The 15,932-nt window shown below is 44.1% G+C and carries 9 protein-coding genes, 3 pseudogenes and 1 other annotated feature; of the genes and pseudogenes, 7 read left to right on the forward strand and 5 right to left on the reverse strand.

Going from position 1 to position 15,932, the window contains the following annotated elements:
* Positions 1-435: 435 nt before the first annotated feature.
* The 3 genes from clpB to rluD all read right to left on the reverse strand — a co-directional run bounded on the left by clpB (position 436) and on the right by rluD (position 4,809).
* Entirely contained in the window at positions 436-3,015 is a 2,580-nt protein-coding gene (gene clpB, locus BLO31_RS22415; RefSeq protein WP_070972224.1) for an ATP-dependent chaperone ClpB, read from the reverse strand.
* Positions 3,016-3,091: 76 nt separating this feature from the next.
* Complete coding sequence (gene pgeF / locus BLO31_RS22420; RefSeq protein ID WP_070972227.1) at positions 3,092-3,829, reverse strand: peptidoglycan editing factor PgeF; 738 nt, start codon at positions 3,827-3,829, stop codon at positions 3,092-3,094.
* A 2-nt stretch (positions 3,830-3,831) separates the two neighbouring features.
* The gene (gene rluD / locus BLO31_RS22425) at positions 3,832-4,809 is read right to left on the reverse strand and encodes a 23S rRNA pseudouridine(1911/1915/1917) synthase RluD (protein ID WP_070972230.1); all 978 of its coding nucleotides are present in this window, start codon (positions 4,807-4,809) and stop codon (positions 3,832-3,834) included.
* Between the two features lie 131 nt (positions 4,810-4,940).
* On the opposite strand from rluD, the gene bamD reads away from it, so the two are divergent.
* The 5 genes and pseudogenes from bamD (at position 4,941) to yjjX (ending at position 11,064) form a co-directional block, all read left to right on the forward strand.
* Positions 4,941-5,666, forward strand: coding sequence for an outer membrane protein assembly factor BamD (bamD, locus tag BLO31_RS22430; RefSeq protein WP_070972233.1), 726 nt, complete (start codon positions 4,941-4,943; stop codon positions 5,664-5,666).
* Between the two features lie 379 nt (positions 5,667-6,045).
* Positions 6,046-6,372, forward strand: coding sequence for a ribosome hibernation-promoting factor, HPF/YfiA family (gene hpf, locus BLO31_RS22435; protein WP_070972237.1), 327 nt, complete (start codon positions 6,046-6,048; stop codon positions 6,370-6,372).
* 104 nt (positions 6,373-6,476) lie between these two features.
* Positions 6,477-6,598 (forward strand) — a sequence feature (Phe leader region).
* Between the two features lie 17 nt (positions 6,599-6,615).
* Positions 6,616-7,794, forward strand: a complete 1,179-nt coding sequence (pheA, locus tag BLO31_RS22440) for a prephenate dehydratase (RefSeq protein ID WP_070972239.1) — start codon at positions 6,616-6,618, stop codon at positions 7,792-7,794.
* Positions 7,795-8,209: 415 nt separating this feature from the next.
* Positions 8,210-10,551: pseudogene (locus BLO31_RS22445) on the forward strand (EAL domain-containing protein).
* A pseudogene (yjjX, locus tag BLO31_RS22450) lies at positions 10,517-11,064 on the forward strand (inosine/xanthosine triphosphatase). The pseudogenes BLO31_RS22445 and yjjX overlap by 35 nt, the downstream one beginning before the upstream one ends.
* A 47-nt stretch (positions 11,065-11,111) precedes the next feature.
* Here the strand turns inward: yjjX and trpR are convergent.
* Both trpR and sltY read right to left on the reverse strand, forming a co-directional pair.
* Positions 11,112-11,411 (reverse strand): annotated as a pseudogene (gene trpR, locus BLO31_RS22455) (trp operon repressor); the annotation flags it as partial.
* A 21-nt stretch (positions 11,412-11,432) separates the two neighbouring features.
* Entirely contained in the window at positions 11,433-13,388 is a 1,956-nt protein-coding gene (gene sltY, locus BLO31_RS22460; RefSeq protein WP_070972242.1) for a murein transglycosylase, read from the reverse strand.
* Between the two features lie 243 nt (positions 13,389-13,631).
* On the opposite strand from sltY, the gene ettA reads away from it, so the two are divergent.
* Entirely contained in the window at positions 13,632-15,299 is a 1,668-nt protein-coding gene (gene ettA, locus BLO31_RS22465; RefSeq protein WP_070972245.1) for an energy-dependent translational throttle protein EttA, read from the forward strand.
* A 242-nt stretch (positions 15,300-15,541) separates the two neighbouring features.
* Positions 15,542-15,913, forward strand: a complete 372-nt coding sequence (locus BLO31_RS22470; RefSeq protein ID WP_070972248.1) for a PilZ domain-containing protein — start codon at positions 15,542-15,544, stop codon at positions 15,911-15,913.
* Positions 15,914-15,932: the final 19 nt, after the last annotated feature.

A 15,932-nucleotide genomic window follows, 5' to 3' on the forward strand; every position in this document is an offset into this window, starting at 1 on the left:
CATTCCTTTCACTAATAAATAGTGAAAGTAATGTTTGAATTGACTGTGCTGAGTCTTACGACTCGTTGGTCACTTCGTTTCATTGAAACCTAATTTGAAGCTATTGCTTCTAATTGGATTATCATCAACGAGTGCCCACACAGATTGATAGGTTTACATTGTTAAAGAGCTTTGCTTTGCGAATCTTTCATCTCAAAGCGGACGGCCATTTTAGCGAGTTAGCTTAAAGTGTCAAACACTTTTTTGCTTTAATTCTCTTTGCGTTAGCAAGTACTTAAAAAGCCGTTTCATTGCTTGGGTATTATTCCCTGACAACGGAGGCGCATTATATGGAGTTGCCGCAATAAGACAACAGTTAAAATCAAAAAAACTGCTCAAAACGATTCGTTCGAGCAGTTTTTATTCAATTATGGCTATTAGTGATTGTTTGTTGTTCTATTTGGGCTGATGAATAATGATTTGTTCTTTACTCACCACTAGTTGAACTTTTCTCTCAGGTACCACTTTCCCTGAAAGTATCGCTTTCGCAAGTGGATTTTCCACGCTTTGCTGTATCGCCCTTTTAAGTGGACGTGCACCAAATACTGGATCAAAGCCAACTTGTGCAATCAGACTTAGTGCTTTATCTGATACTTCCAGTTCAAAACCTCTTTCTTCTACTCGTTTTGATAGTTGGGCTAATTGGATAGAAGCAATAGACTTGATGTGCTCTTGGCCAAGAGGATGGAATACCACACTTTCATCCACTCTATTTAAGAACTCTGGACGGAAGTGTTTACTCACAACATCCATCACCTGCTGCTTAATCCCCTGATAATCCAACGCCGCAAAGTTCTCTTGTATCCTTGAAGAACCTAAATTCGAGGTCATAATCACAACCGTATTTCTAAAATCGACTGTTCTTCCTTGTCCATCGGTGAGCCTTCCATCATCGAGTACTTGTAGAAGAATATTAAACACGTCCGGATGCGCCTTTTCGACTTCATCTAGCAAGATCACTGAATAGGGTTTTCTTCTTACCGCTTCGGTTAAATAACCACCTTCTTCATATCCTACGTAACCAGGAGGCGCACCAACCAGTCTCGCTACCGAGTGTTTTTCCATAAACTCGGACATATCAATTCGCACCATCGCGTCATCGCTATCAAACATAAAGTTTGCTAACGCTTTACAGAGTTCCGTTTTACCTACACCAGTTGGCCCTAAGAATAGAAAAGAGCCAATCGGCTTATTTGGATCTGAAAGCCCTGCTCGACTACGCCTGATTGCGTTAGATACCACTTCAACTGCTTCTGTTTGTCCGATCACTCGACCGTGAAGTACCTCTTCCATACGCAGCAATTTCTCTTTTTCTGCTTCTAGCATTTTTGACACGGGTATACCCGTTTGCTTCGAAAGTACTTCTGCAATCTCGTTGTCACTGACTTTGTTTTTAAGAAGCGTCATCTCTTGCATTTCAGCCTGTGTAGCGAGATCCAGCTGTTTTTCTAACTCTGGTATTCGGCCATACTGCAACTCTGACATTCGGTTTAAGTCGCCAGCTCTTCTTGCAAAATCCATGTCCATGCGGGCTTGCTCTAATTCAGCTTTGATATGCTGAGTTCCGGAAAGTGCCGCTTTCTCGGCATTCCATACTTCTTCAAGCTCTGCGTATTGACGCTCTCGTACAGAGAGCTCTTCATTGAGTGCCTCTAGACGTTTTTCACTCGCATCATCATGTTCATTAGTCAGTGCTTGCTGCTCTATCTTTAGCTGAATAATTTTTCGTTCTAACTTATCCAGTGATTCTGGTTTTGAATCGATTTGCATGCGGATACTTGATGCTGCTTCATCGATTAGGTCAATCGCCTTATCTGGTAGTTGACGATCAGAAACATAACGATGAGATAAACTCGCCGCTGCTACTATCGCTGGGTCAGTAATTTCTACGTGATGGTGAAGTTCGTAGCGCTCTTTAAGACCGCGTAGAATCGCAACCGTATCTTCCACACTCGGCTCATCCACCAGTACTTTTTGGAACCGTCGTTCTAAGGCTGGGTCCTTCTCTATATATTGTCGATATTCATCGAGTGTGGTAGCGCCAACACAATGCAACTCACCTCTAGCAAGAGCGGGCTTGAGCATGTTCCCTGCATCCATAGAACCTTCACCTTTACCGGCACCAACCATGGTATGTAGCTCATCGATAAAGAGAATGATATTTCCCTCTTCTTTAGACAGCTCATTGAGTACCGACTTCAAACGCTCTTCAAACTCACCGCGATACTTGGCTCCTGCAACCAATGCGCCCATATCTAATGAAAGTACACGGCGGTTTCGCAACCCTTCTGGTACTTCGTTATTGATAATGCGCTGAGCGAGTCCTTCTACGATTGCTGTTTTACCCACACCGGGCTCACCAATGATGACAGGGTTGTTTTTGGTGCGTCGCTGTAGAACTTGAATCGTCCTTCTGATTTCATCATCGCGACCAATTACTGGGTCTAGCTTGCCTTGCTCGGCGCGTTCGGTGAGATCGATGGTGAACTTTTCTAGTGCTTGGCGAAGGTCTTCTGCATTTTGGTCATTGACCTTTTGCCCACCTCTTATCTTTTCTATGGCTGCACTTACTTTACTTTCACTCAACCCCAACTCTTTTAGCAAACTGCCAAGTGCCCCCTTGTCTTCCAAAGCTGCTAGCAAAAAGACTTCTGAAGAGATATAGCTGTCTTGTCTTTTTTGCGCGACTTTGTCACACAGGTTGAACAAAGTCCCCATTGCACCTGAAAGCTGAACATCACCTCCGATGCCGGATACCTTTGGTAATCGCTCTAGAATTTCACTCAACTTTGAACGCAGATGAATAACATCGACTTCTAGCAGGGTTAAAAGAGGTCTGATCGGACTGCCATTTTGGTCGAGCAGCGCAACCATAAGATGAACGGGTTCTATATATTGATGGTCTCGCCCTAACGCGAGAGATTGAGCATCTGAGATAGCGATTTGAAATTTGCTTGTAAATCTATCAAGGCGCATATCGATCTTCCTAACCTAACTGATTTAATAAGAAAGATGGATACGCTCGAACAAATTTTCAAGGGGAGTGTGATGATTATGAGGCGTAGTCTTCGATCCAAATGAAGGTTGCTTGCCTTCCCGTTACACCATCGCGGCGATATGAATAAAAACGTTGCTCATCGTTATAGGTGCAAAGATCGCTGGAATAGACTTTTGACACACCTGCCGCATTTAATCTTAGCGTCGCAAGTGCAAACATATCAGCTTGAAACTTATCAACTTGAGCACCTGCAACAAATGCCTGTTTTGCTTCTGGTTGCCGGGTAACAAAAGCGTCGTATACATCTTGACCCACTTCAAAAGCCTTCTGAGTGATCGCAGGACCAAGCCAAGCCATTACTTCACCATCAAACTTGTTCACAGCATTTTCTAGTATACCGTCTGCTAGACCTCGCCAGCCGGCATGCACGGCAGCCACTTGAGTTCCGCTAGTATTACACAAGAGAACAGGTAAACAATCCGCAGTCATTGCACTGCAAACCACACCTTGAGTTTCCGTGAATGCGCCATCCGCATCCAATACCAAAGCGGTAGATTTCCTCACCGAAGCAACATGGGTTGAATGGGTTTGGTTGAGCCAAACGGGTTGGCTTGGCATCCCGCTTTTTTGGCAGAGCCACTCTCGATTTTGCTGTACAGTCTGTTCATCATCCCCAACGTGCTTACCAAGATTTAATCCTGCATATACACCCGTAGAGAATCCCTCAACTCTTGTTGAGGCAAAGGCTTTAACACGATTAGGCGCTGGCCAGTTGGGGACGATTACTTCCACGATCAGAACTCGTCTTCTAATCCATGCTCTTGCGTGTCTTTTCGCAAGGCTTCGGTGATAGCAACCATATCGTCCGGCACTGGCGCGTGAAACTCAAGTTCTTCCCCAGTCACCGGATGTTCAAACCTTAGCATTACTGCGTGAAGTGCTTGTCTATCAAAGTGTCGAATCATCTCGGTCAACTCTTCCGACGCTCCAGTTGGGATACGGGCTCGACCTCCGTACGCTGTATCACCTAGCAAAGGATGCTGTAAGTAAGACATATGTACACGAATTTGGTGTGTTCGACCTGTTTCTAGACGAAGGCGGATCCTAGTGTGCTCGCGAAAGTGTTCTGCAACGCGGTAATGCGTAACAGCGGGCTTACCCATAGGGGCTACGGCCATCAAGGTGCGTTTTGTGGAGTGTCGACCAATGGGTTGCTCCACCTTACCACCAGCCGTCATTCGGCCAATTGCAATGGCCTCATACTCACGGGTAATGTTGCGCTTTTGAAGTGCTCGCACCAATCGAGTTTGAGCTGGCACCGTCTTAGCAACGACCATTAGGCCAGTCGTATCTTTATCCAGACGGTGAACGATACCTGCACGAGGTACCTCGGCGATATCGGGGTAGTGATGCAACAACGCATTCAATACTGTACCATCTGGAGTACCAGCGCCTGGGTGTACGACAAAATCTCGTGGTTTATTGACAACTAAAATATCATCGTCTTCATAGACGATATCAAGAGGAATGTCTTGCGCTTCCCAACGCTCCTCATCTTCTAGCTCCGCTTGTAAAACGATCTCTTCACCGCCCATAACTCTGGTACGAGGCTTAGTTACAACGACGCCATCGACTTGGACTTTGCCGTTTAGCAGCCACTCTTTGAGACGTGAGCGCGAAAAATCTGCGAACAATTCAGCGATAGCTTGGTCCAATCTTTGACCAAGTTGGCTGTCTTTTACGGTATTTGTTAATTCAATCTGCTGAGCCATATCGAACTTTTTTAAAAACTGTGAGACTAATACTCACTACTGTGGAAAAATAGACTATTGCGTCATTGTATCTGTTACTCGTTCGAAAGTAACGGAGATTAGAAATTAATATCAAGGAATCGACTCCTGACATGTACAAGCATACTTTAACGGGCATTTTGGCCTTATCTCTGTTGGCAGGATGTTCCAGCAGCGATGAAATTGTCCCTGATGTGCCACCATCTGAGCTGTATTCAGATGCACAATACGCGCTTCAAAGTGGTAGTTGGACAACAGCTATTGAGCAACTAGAAGCCTTAGATTCTCGTTATCCTTTTGGTGCATATTCCGAGCAAGTTCAGCTTGATCTGATTTATGCCTACTACAAAAATGATGACCTAGCTCTAGGCCTAGCGACCATTGAGCGCTTTAATCGGTTAAACCCAACTCATGACAAATTAGATTGGGTGCTATACATGAAAGGGCTAACCCACATGGCCCAAGATCGTAACTTTATGCACGATCTGTTTAATCTAGACCGCAGTGATCGAGATCCTGAGCCTGTTAAAGCCGCTTTTGCCGACTTTAAAAAGCTATTAGAACGCTATCCAAACAGCCCTTACGCCGAAGATGCACAAAAACGCATGGTGGCTTTAAAGAATCGTTTGGCAAATTATGATCTAGCAACGGCTGATTTCTACCTGCGTAGAGAAGCATGGATTGCCGCGATCAACCGTACACAAGAACTTCAAAAAGCGTATCCTGATACAGAAGCGGCACGAGCTTCTTTGAAAATCCAACTTGAGGCATACCAACAGTTAGGATTACAAGATGCAGTTGAAAGAACCAAACAACTAATTAGACTTAATCCACAATAAGCTGATTAGTTGCGTAAAAACCACTTCTTCGGAGGTGGTTTTTTTATGGGGGGCCAGAAGAGATTTTGAATGAGTGCGTCGGGGCGTGCTACTGCTCACAAAACACCGTTGGATATTTATTCATCAAAACTTTTGTTTAGGTCGAATAAAATCCCTAAAAAGCGGATGATTTTTAGTACGTTACTTCTTACTAATCTAATGAGATTTTTTTTCTCTTCAAGCTTTTTCGGACCTTAATCTAGGGACTTCTTGAGTCAGATCACGTTTAGTTGGCGATGGAAAAAACCCTTAAAGAATACTGATCTTAATCACATTTTTTTTGATACGGATAAGTAATCTGGAGTTAACCCATGAGGGATGAAACAGAGGAAAAATACTTATGAAAATAAACATCACTGGCAAAAACATCGAAATCACCTCTGCAATCCGCACTCACATAGAGAGTAAGTTTAAAAAGTTAGAAAAGTGGCAAGTAGACATTATCGGCTGTCAGACAAGCTTTAACGAAGAGCCGAACAAACAGATGAAATTTGAAGCGTGCATTACAATACCTAAAGGCAAACTCGTTGCTTCAGCCACTCACCAAGATTTATACGCTGCCGTTAATGAGGTAGAACAAAAGTTAGAACGTCAGCTAAACAAACTTCGCCACAAACCAGAAGCACGTCGTGCAGATAAACCAGAACTAGAGGAAGAGCTCGATTAATTTGCTTTTTCGAAAGTAGCGCCGAAAGGCGCTATTTTTTTGCTTGACGCCCCAGCTTAGCTTGCTTATTGTGGTTACATATTCACAGCAAGACCGTTTTTTATGCATATTTATTCTTTGTTCTTTTTTGACTTCTTTTTTCTCGACTGAACCGGGAGGCTCGCTCGTTTGCGAAAGATAAGTCAAAAACGAACAGAAAGCCTCCCAGTCGGGAGGCTTTTTTGATTGATAGGAAGATTAAAAATGACTGAACAAAAATACTCACTAGACGAGATTCGCCTTAGGTTGAATCAACTTGACGACGAACTACTTAAGCTACTGTCCGAGCGTCGACAGATGAGTATTGAAGTTGCCAAAAGCAAAGTACAGACTTCAAAGCCAGTGCGTGATGCGCAGCGAGAACAGCAGTTATTGGTCAAATTGATTGACAATGGCCAAAGCAAATATCAGTTGGACGCTCAATACATTACAAAACTGTTCCACACCATTATCGAAGACTCTGTTCTACTGCAACAGTCTTACCTACAAAACTTGGCGAATCCGGAGCTGAGCAGAAAGCCGTTGGCTAGAGTCGCTTTCTTAGGTTCTAAAGGTTCCTATTCTCATCTTGCAAGCCGAGAATATTTCAGTCGTAAAAATACCGAATTAGTCGAACTAAATTGTGAACATTTTAAAGAGGTAACTCAAACCGTCGAATCCGGTCATGCCGATTACGGAGTTTTGCCAATTGAAAACACTAGCTCAGGTTCGATTAATGAAGTGTATGACCTTCTTCAGCACACTACCCTGTACATCGTTGGGGAATTAACGCTTCCTATTGAGCATTGTTTAGTCGCGACGTCTGATATTTCTCTAGAGAAAATCAAAACCCTATACTCTCACCCACAGCCTCATGCACAATGCAGCGAGTTTTTAAGCCGTTTAGATGGTGTCACTCTGGAATCGTGTGCCAGTACTGCAGACGCGATGCAAAAGGTTCGCGAATTAAACACCGATGATGTTGCTGCAATTGGTAACGCTTCAAGTGGCAAGCTCTATGGCCTGCAACCGATAAAGAGCAATATTGCCAATCAAACGGAAAACCACACGCGTTTTATTATTGTCGCCCGTAAGCCTGTTGAAGTTTCGATGCAAATCCCTGCTAAGACCACACTAATTATGTCGACCTCTCAAGAAGCGGGATCCCTGGTCGCCACCTTGCTAGTTTTACAGCGCTACGGCATCAATATGACTAAGCTTGAATCTCGCCCTATTATGGGCAATCCGTGGGAAGAAATGTTTTACGTAGATCTTCAAGCTCATCTGGAATCAAAAGAGATGCAAGATGCATTGATCGAGCTAACTAAGCTGACAAAACACCTAAAAGTTCTGGGCTGTTTCCCTAGCGAGAACGTCAAGCCGACTCAAGTAAAACTGCAATAACGACCTTTGTTCTCTTTTTCATTCACCTCAACGTTACCCTTACTTTGAGGTGAATGAAATACACCTTGTAACATCGCCCGCTTCACCAACCCTATTCAGTCACTTTCTGAGCAAACAGCCATAAATAACTACTCGCTATTGGTCCTGTTTTAAATGGCGCCCACTTGCACGGTTTGCTGAAAAATGTTTGATGACAATTAGCAAATCTAACATTAAATCCGTGGCAAAACAGATTGTTAATTATATCATCTCATGCGTTATGGTCAGTTAGGCCCACTTATACTTGCTCTTAAAACAATAGGTGGACTCGATGCTGCCTATCTGTTTGCAAAACAGATAAACAGGTCTTGGACAGGGACTCGTCCATTGCTAATCAGCCTGCGGGCTTGGATAAATTACGGCATTTTGAAACATCATGAAGCTCAATACTAGAGTACTGTTGCTGGTCGCCCCAGTTGTGCTGATGAGTGCAGCTCTTTCAAGCTATAGTATTTACGAAAATCAAAAAAGCGCTCTTATTAAACGAGAAAACAGCTATTTGCAGCTAACTATGGAAAAGTTAGCCAGCCACTTTCGCCATTCTAGGGCCTTAATTAATAGCTACTCACTCACGTTGACAAAAAGTGACCTAATTCGTCACTACTTTACTCAAGACAGCAATCCCTACCGAGAAAAACAGTTAGTCGATAACTTACACAAGACGATTGCGACTTTGCAAAGTGATGATGCAAACAGAGTCTCAATCGCTTTATTGGATAGGGTGAATCAACAACAATTTTATGCCGACAATCAACCCGACGCGTTTGAGCAGCTCGATCAAAGTGTGCAAAGTTATGTCCTTCAGACCTATCAAAATACGGGCACGACAAGCCATATTGGCTTTACTCAAAACTTCCAAGGAGAAAGCATATTAGTCAGGTATGACGTGTTGGATAAGCAAACATTCGAGACGCCCACGGCAGCTTCGTCAGAGCCCCAATTTTTTGTGATTGTTTCGCTCTCACTAGATAAGTTCAACCAACTGCGGCATATTCTTGAACTCGACAATGACAGCAGTATTTTCTTTAGCAGTGAACCAGTTGTTCGCTCAGGGTTAACTCAAACTATCGAACTTCAAAAAGGGCTTTACGCCACGTTGGATCCCGCGCCTTATTTACTCACTGGCAAGCTAAAAAATCTGGAGGGTCAGCTCACTCTTTCTTATACCGCTTCTTCGACCATTACCCTCGCCTTGTTGCTCTTTCTGCTTTATCGCCATGTAATAAAGCCGATAACCCAATTGGATAAACAACTACAAGAAGTAGAGCAAAACAAACGGACCAACATTCAGAGACTGCCGGGTAAAGATGAAATCGCCCGTTTGTCTAGCCGCTTCTTTGATATGTATCGAGAACTCAACGCAAGTTATCAAAAAACCAAAGCGATGGCTGAACTGGATCACCTTACCCAATTAGCCAATCGCTACCAGTTCCAACAATATGTTGAGCAAAGTTTACAAGAAGTTCCAGAGCAGAAAAAAGCGTGGATCCTTTACATTGATCTCGACAATTTTAAATACGTAAACGACAAATATGGCCATCACTTGGGCGATTCATTACTCGTGAGCTTTGCCAGCCACGTGCGCAGTTTATGCTTGTACTACGAGCAGCACCACGGAGTACACTGTTTGGCATCTCGTCTTTCTGGTGACGAGTTTGCCGTGTATATAACCTTTGAACACTATCAGTGTTTAGTCGAAGATCTGGCAAAACAAATCCTAGAGCCGATTCAAAATGGCTACGATACACCGATGGGAACAATGCCAATTACCGCCAGTATCGGTATTGCAACCTATCCAGAAGATGGCCCCGATGTAACTAAGCTGCTTTCTCATGCCGATACAGCTATGTACCAAGCCAAACGGCAGGTAAAAATCAAATTGCCTATTACTCTTGTGAACTGGACAAGAGTGTAAGGCGTAAAGCCCAGCTAGAAAGAGCGCTAAGAGCCAGTAACTTTGATCAAGAGTTCTCTTTGCGTTATCAACCTTATTACGACCGAACTGGCCAGAATGTACTTGGGGTGGAAGCCTTGCTGCGTTGGTCTTCAGAGAAGCTAGGAAACGTGTCTCCGAGTGAGTTTATCCCTATTGCTGAGCAAACAGGCCTGTTTGGAGCGATTGACCGTTGGGTCGTCAATCAAGCGTTTACCGACTTTGCCAAGATCCAAGGTGCCTTCTCTACACCGATACAGATATCAATCAATCTATCTTCCGCTGAGTTGGATTCATTGCAACTGGCTAAAGATATAGACAAGCTTGCCAAGGAAAAACAGGTTCCTCCCCACCTTATCGACTTTGAGATAACCGAAACATTTGCCACGGACTCCCAGAGCTACTCCTTGCTTCACGAGTTATCCAACCTTGGCTTTAAGTTAGCCATTGATGACTTTGGCTCTGGTTACACTTCAATAACTCAGCTAGTGGAATACCCTGTACAGCGAATCAAGTTTGACCGAGGCTTCTTAGCGACGCTAATAAAAACAGATAATAAGAAGGTAGTAAAACCGCTAGTCGAACTTTGCCATTCCCAGTCAATGGTTGTCACAGCAGAGGGCATTGAAGACAAAGAGATGCACCAGTGGCTTGCCGATAACAAATGTGATTCAATGCAAGGGTTTTATCTTTCACTCCCGTTGCGGTTGAGTGAGCTTGTGCAGTTAGAAACAAAAGAGGACCCTGTAGATGTCAGTGAAGAAGGTCGTTGTAGCTTCGCTTAATCCTGCTAAAGTAAATGCGGTAAAAAGCGCCTTTCAGCAAGCTTTTAGTGATACAGACTTTGTGTTTGAAGGGGTGAGTGTCGCGAGTGAAGTTGCAGAACAACCAATGACGGATTGTGAAACCAAACAGGGCGCATTAAATCGTGTTACGAATGCAAAAATTGCCGTCACTGATGGTGATTTTTACGTCGGATTAGAAGCAGGCTTCGAAAAGGGTTCTACCTTTGCGTGGATGGTCATTGAGTCTGATACCCACCAAGCATGTCTCGCAGTGCCAGCTTAATGCTTCCGCCAAACGTCAGCCGACAATTATCCTCAGATATCGAACTCGGCACCATAATGGACAAAGAGTTTGATACTGAAAATATTAAACAGAAAGGCGGCGCCATCGGCTTGTTAACTCAAGACCTACTCACCAGAAGCTCCGTCTACCATCAAGCATTAATATTGGCGCTGATCCCATTTACCAACCCAGAGCACTTTCCCGCAAACTTACCACCAGCCAATAAATAGATGAGCAAACGCTGCGGAGATAACAGAGAAAAAAACAGGGCATCAGCCTGTTTTTGATTTTCGAGAAGTTCAGCAAGATAGGCTTTTTCTTGTTCAGATTTCGATTTAAGCTCGTTTGAACCACGTGTAATGGTGGCCACTCCAACACCTAAAAGTTGACTGATTTGTCTTTGAGAAAGATCGCCTTTTAATAGCTCTCTAAAAATATTAATGCGAGCCACCAAAGCATCTCGTTCATCTGGTGTCAGTAACATCGTCAGCAATAGCTGATGACTCTCTTGCTCTACACTCTGTTCAATTAACGTTAGCACTTGCTGCCAGTCGTTGTACTCAGGTTCTGAGGACATAGTCTTACTACCTGTTTTTTCTTAGTATCGCGTACCTATCTCCACGCTATTCAGGAATGCTCCGTCTTTACCCAATATATCTCTATAGTAGGTTTCAAACATCAGGATATTTTGAACATAACCCCGTGTTTCCTTAAACGGAATCGCTTCAATAAAGGCATAAGCATCTAGCTTACCTTCAGTGCGTGCTCGCCAAGTTTTTACTCGGTGAGGTCCGGCATTATACGCTGCCAAGGCAAAGATTCGGTTGTTATCGTACCTTTCTAACAAACTCTTAAGGTACTGACTACCAATTTCTATATTTTTCCCCACTTCATAGAGGTCATTACTGCTCCGATAACTCAGCTTGTACTTTTTCGCAGTGTACTTGGCAGTACGCGGCATAATCTGCATGATACCTCGTGCGCCAACAGGTGAACGCGCTTCGACATCCATCCCGCTCTCTTGTCTGGCAAGTGACATTAAAGTGATTGGGTCAATATCGTGCTTATCACCGTAAAAATCGAACCACCAGCGATGGGCCACGGGGAAACGAACTTCCAAGTTGTCCCACATTTTAGCCTCAATACTAGCGGTCACGGTTAGGTGATACCAGCGTCTAGATGCCGCGTATACCGCCAACATCTCTTTGGTTGAACTATCAACTCTACTCAATAACCAGCGCCACTCGCTCTTTGCCGCCGTTATTTTATCTAATGCGATTAACTCTTTAATACGATTTAACGCCACTTGATGGGGCGTGACAAGCGAACGGTCTAAGGTCAGGGAAGAAGTGGGGTAATAGATTGACTGCCCTACTTCTTTGGCGGCAGCAACACTATAGAAATTGCGCTCGCCAAGTAAATTTTGCAATCTCTGATTGCCTTTGCTCGCCAAACCGGTTTCGATTTCACTTCTACCCAACCAAAACTGCCAGCGGTTGCTCTGTTGAGCCTCCTGCGGTAATTGCCCTATCCAATAGCGAACATCTTCCCAGTCTGCGTGTTGAATCGCTAAGCGAACTCGCCTCTCAATCAACGTTTTCTTACTTGACTGCGCAATCGCTTTGTCTCGCCATATCGCCAGTTCGGTAGACTCTGTATTGATTAAGCGAAAGGCAATGTAATCTGCCAACGCCTGACTGCGAGTACTATTTAGCTTTTGCCCCGTCACTACTGATGAATAGCTCTCTTTTGCTAGCTCGACATTTTTCCGTGCCAATTTTTGCAAGGCCAACTCAGATAACGTTTGATTGGTGGGCGTGACATACTGTTTTTTAGCAAACGCTGCGACTTTTTCTGGTGCACGGAACAGAGAAACAATATGTTCTCCTTGCTCACGCTCCTGAGCACCTTTCAGCTGTTTGTTTAGATACTTTAAGAGACTGCCATTTCTCGCCTGATAAACTAGCAGCATGCGTTCGATCACTTGACTATCCGTTTTACCACCCGTCTTTTCCCAGACTTCAAACAAAGGTTCACAAGCATCATCGATACTTGTACCGGATAACCAAAGTGATTCAGCCCCTTTTAAAGCACTTGATATCTGCCCTGTTTGATATTGAGCATTAAAGTAGTGACAGCGGTATTTCTCCCCTTTAGGTTCTGAGGTTTGAAAGTTCAAAAAGCTTTTCCAGTCCGAGCGTTTAGCTAACGCTTCTAAATAAGGCGCTCTAACTCTAAACGAAAAAGGAAAGGCTTCATTCTCTTCGATAAACCTGTTCACTTGCTCAGGGGTTTTCTCATTTATCTCCGCTAAAAAGGCGCGATAATCAACATAAGGTGTCAGTGGATAGTCTTCAATTTTGGGGCGAAGAGCGCGGTATTGGCTCAACTGTTCCTTGTCTAAATACTCTTGTGCTTGTTCATATAAATCTCTCTGCTGATTAATATCCGCAGAATGAGCTAAATTTGGTATTGTCGCTCCGCATATACATGAGATCACAACCATCAGTGATTTTGGAAAACGATGCGAAGACAGTGCTAACGATGGTTTCATCTTTTAACTCCCTGTCCAGAGGTTCGACGAACGTGAGTGCATATTAATGCTTATTCTCAGTGCTCCTGTAAAGAGTCCAGATGTAAATAATAATAAATTCACAATAGTGTGACAGAACATTGGCAAAAGCATCCCTGTTCAACCATAGCAGCAATGAATCAAGCTATGCCTAACTTGTGGATAGCAGAAATTGAGATACAATAACTCTTTACGTAAATTAGACACCTTAGGAACAGATCGGCAATGGCTGAATACGTTTATACCATGTCGCGGGTGAGCAAAATTGTGCCACCTAAGCGTCAAATTCTTAAAGACATTTCATTAAGCTTCTTCCCTGGAGCAAAAATCGGTGTTCTTGGCCTTAATGGTGCAGGTAAATCGACCCTGCTTCGCATTATGGCGGGTATCGATACCGATATCGACGGTGAAGCTCGTCCACAACCTGGGCTTAATGTCGGCTACCTCCCTCAAGAACCGGTGTTAGATGAAAGCAAAACGGTTCGCGAAATTGTTGAAGAAGCCGTTTCTGATGTTGCCGATGCACTAAAACGTCTAGACGCAGTATACGCCGCTTACGCGGAAGCTGACGCAGACTTCGACGCACTTGCAAAAGAACAAGGCGAACTTGAAGCACTGATTCAAGCGAAAGATGGTCACAACCTAGAAAACGCACTAGAGCGTGCGGCAGATGCCCTTCGTCTACCGGAGTGGGACCAAAAAATCGCCCACCTTTCAGGAGGTGAGCGTCGCCGTGTTGCTATCTGTCGTCTACTTCTAGAAAAACCAGATATGCTTCTACTTGACGAACCGACCAACCACTTGGATGCTGAATCCGTAGCTTGGCTTGAGCGCTTCCTAGTTGACTACACTGGCACCGTTGTTGCGATTACCCACGACCGTTACTTCCTAGATAACGCTGCGGGTTGGATCCTAGAACTCGACCGTGGTGAAGGTATTCCATGGCAGGGTAACTACACGTCTTGGCTTGAACAGAAAGATGCTCGTCTTCAACAAGAAGCATCTCAAGAGAAAGCTCGTCAGAAAACCATCGAGAAAGAACTTGAGTGGGTTCGTCAAAACCCTAAAGGTCGACAGGCGAAATCTAAAGCTCGTATGGCTCGCTTTGAAGAGCTGCAAAACAGTGATCACCAGAAGCGCAACGAAACTAACGAACTGTTTATCCCACCAGGTGAGCGCCTCGGTGACAAGGTTATCGACGTTAAAAACCTAACCAAGTCATTCGACGGACGAGTACTGATTGATGATTTGTCGTTTAGTATGCCAAAAGGTGCAATTGTCGGTATTATCGGTGCCAACGGTGCGGGTAAATCTACCCTATTTAAAATGCTAAGTGGTACAGAGCAACCAGATTCCGGTAGCATCGAAATGGGTGAAACCGTGAAGCTAGCTTCTGTTGATCAGTTCCGTGACAGCATGGATGACAGCAAGACCGTTTTCCAAGAAATTTCTGAAGGTGCTGACATCATCAAGATCAACAACTTCGAATTTCCAGCTCGTGCATACTGTTCACGCTTTAACTTCAAAGGCGTGGATCAGCAAAAAATCATTGGCGAACTTTCAGGTGGTGAGAGAAACCGCGTTCACCTTGCAAAACTGCTTAAAGCTGGCGGTAACGTACTACTACTCGATGAACCAACCAACGACCTAGATGTTGAAACACTACGAGCACTAGAAGAAGCTTTGCTTGAGTTCCCAGGCTGTGCCATGGTGATCTCGCACGACCGTTGGTTCCTTGACCGTATTGCCACTCATATCATCGACTACCGCGATGAAGGTCAAGTTAACTTCTACGAAGGTAACTACACCGAATACATGGATTGGTTGAAGAAGACCTTGGGTCCACAAGCGGCTGAACCACATCGCATCAAATACAAGCGAATCACTAAGTAACACTCAAGGCCGCTGTTCATCAGCGGCTTTTTTATACCTACTGACATGCTCTATCAAAGGCTAGTTAAACAAAAATCCAGTTCATCAAATCAGTTCAAATGACTTTTACTATCACCGTTGAACTATTCATATCAAAACTATCGCGCATTTTTACAGTGCAAGTGACGATAATGAGAACAATAACATATTGACTACGGCTGGGTTTTGCTAAGCTTAAGGGAAGTCAATTACGGGGACTTACTATGACTGAGCGACGTCGCTTTTCGCGTATTATCTATCAAGCACCTGCCACATTATCTCAAGGTGAGGTTTCTGTCGTGGGCAATGTCAATGACCTTTCCTTACACGGCTTGCTATTGAGGGCTGATGACGCAGAAAAGCTGACTCTTGGCAAAGCAGTAAACGTGTCGTTCACCCTGCCTGAAAGTGATATCACTATCGCTTTAGTTGGCAATTTAATTAGTAATGAAAAACATGCTGTTCGCTTGAGCATTGACCATATTGATATTGAAAGTATCGGTCACCTAAAACGCCTAGTAGAACTCAACGTCGGTGATGACAGCCTTTTACACCGAGAAATTGAACACCTTTCAGATCTTGGTGAACACCATTAAAAAGGCCAGGTAGTAAAAA

Source organism: Vibrio sonorensis (assembly GCF_001854765.1).
Taxonomy (GTDB): domain Bacteria; phylum Pseudomonadota; class Gammaproteobacteria; order Enterobacterales; family Vibrionaceae; genus Vibrio; species Vibrio sonorensis.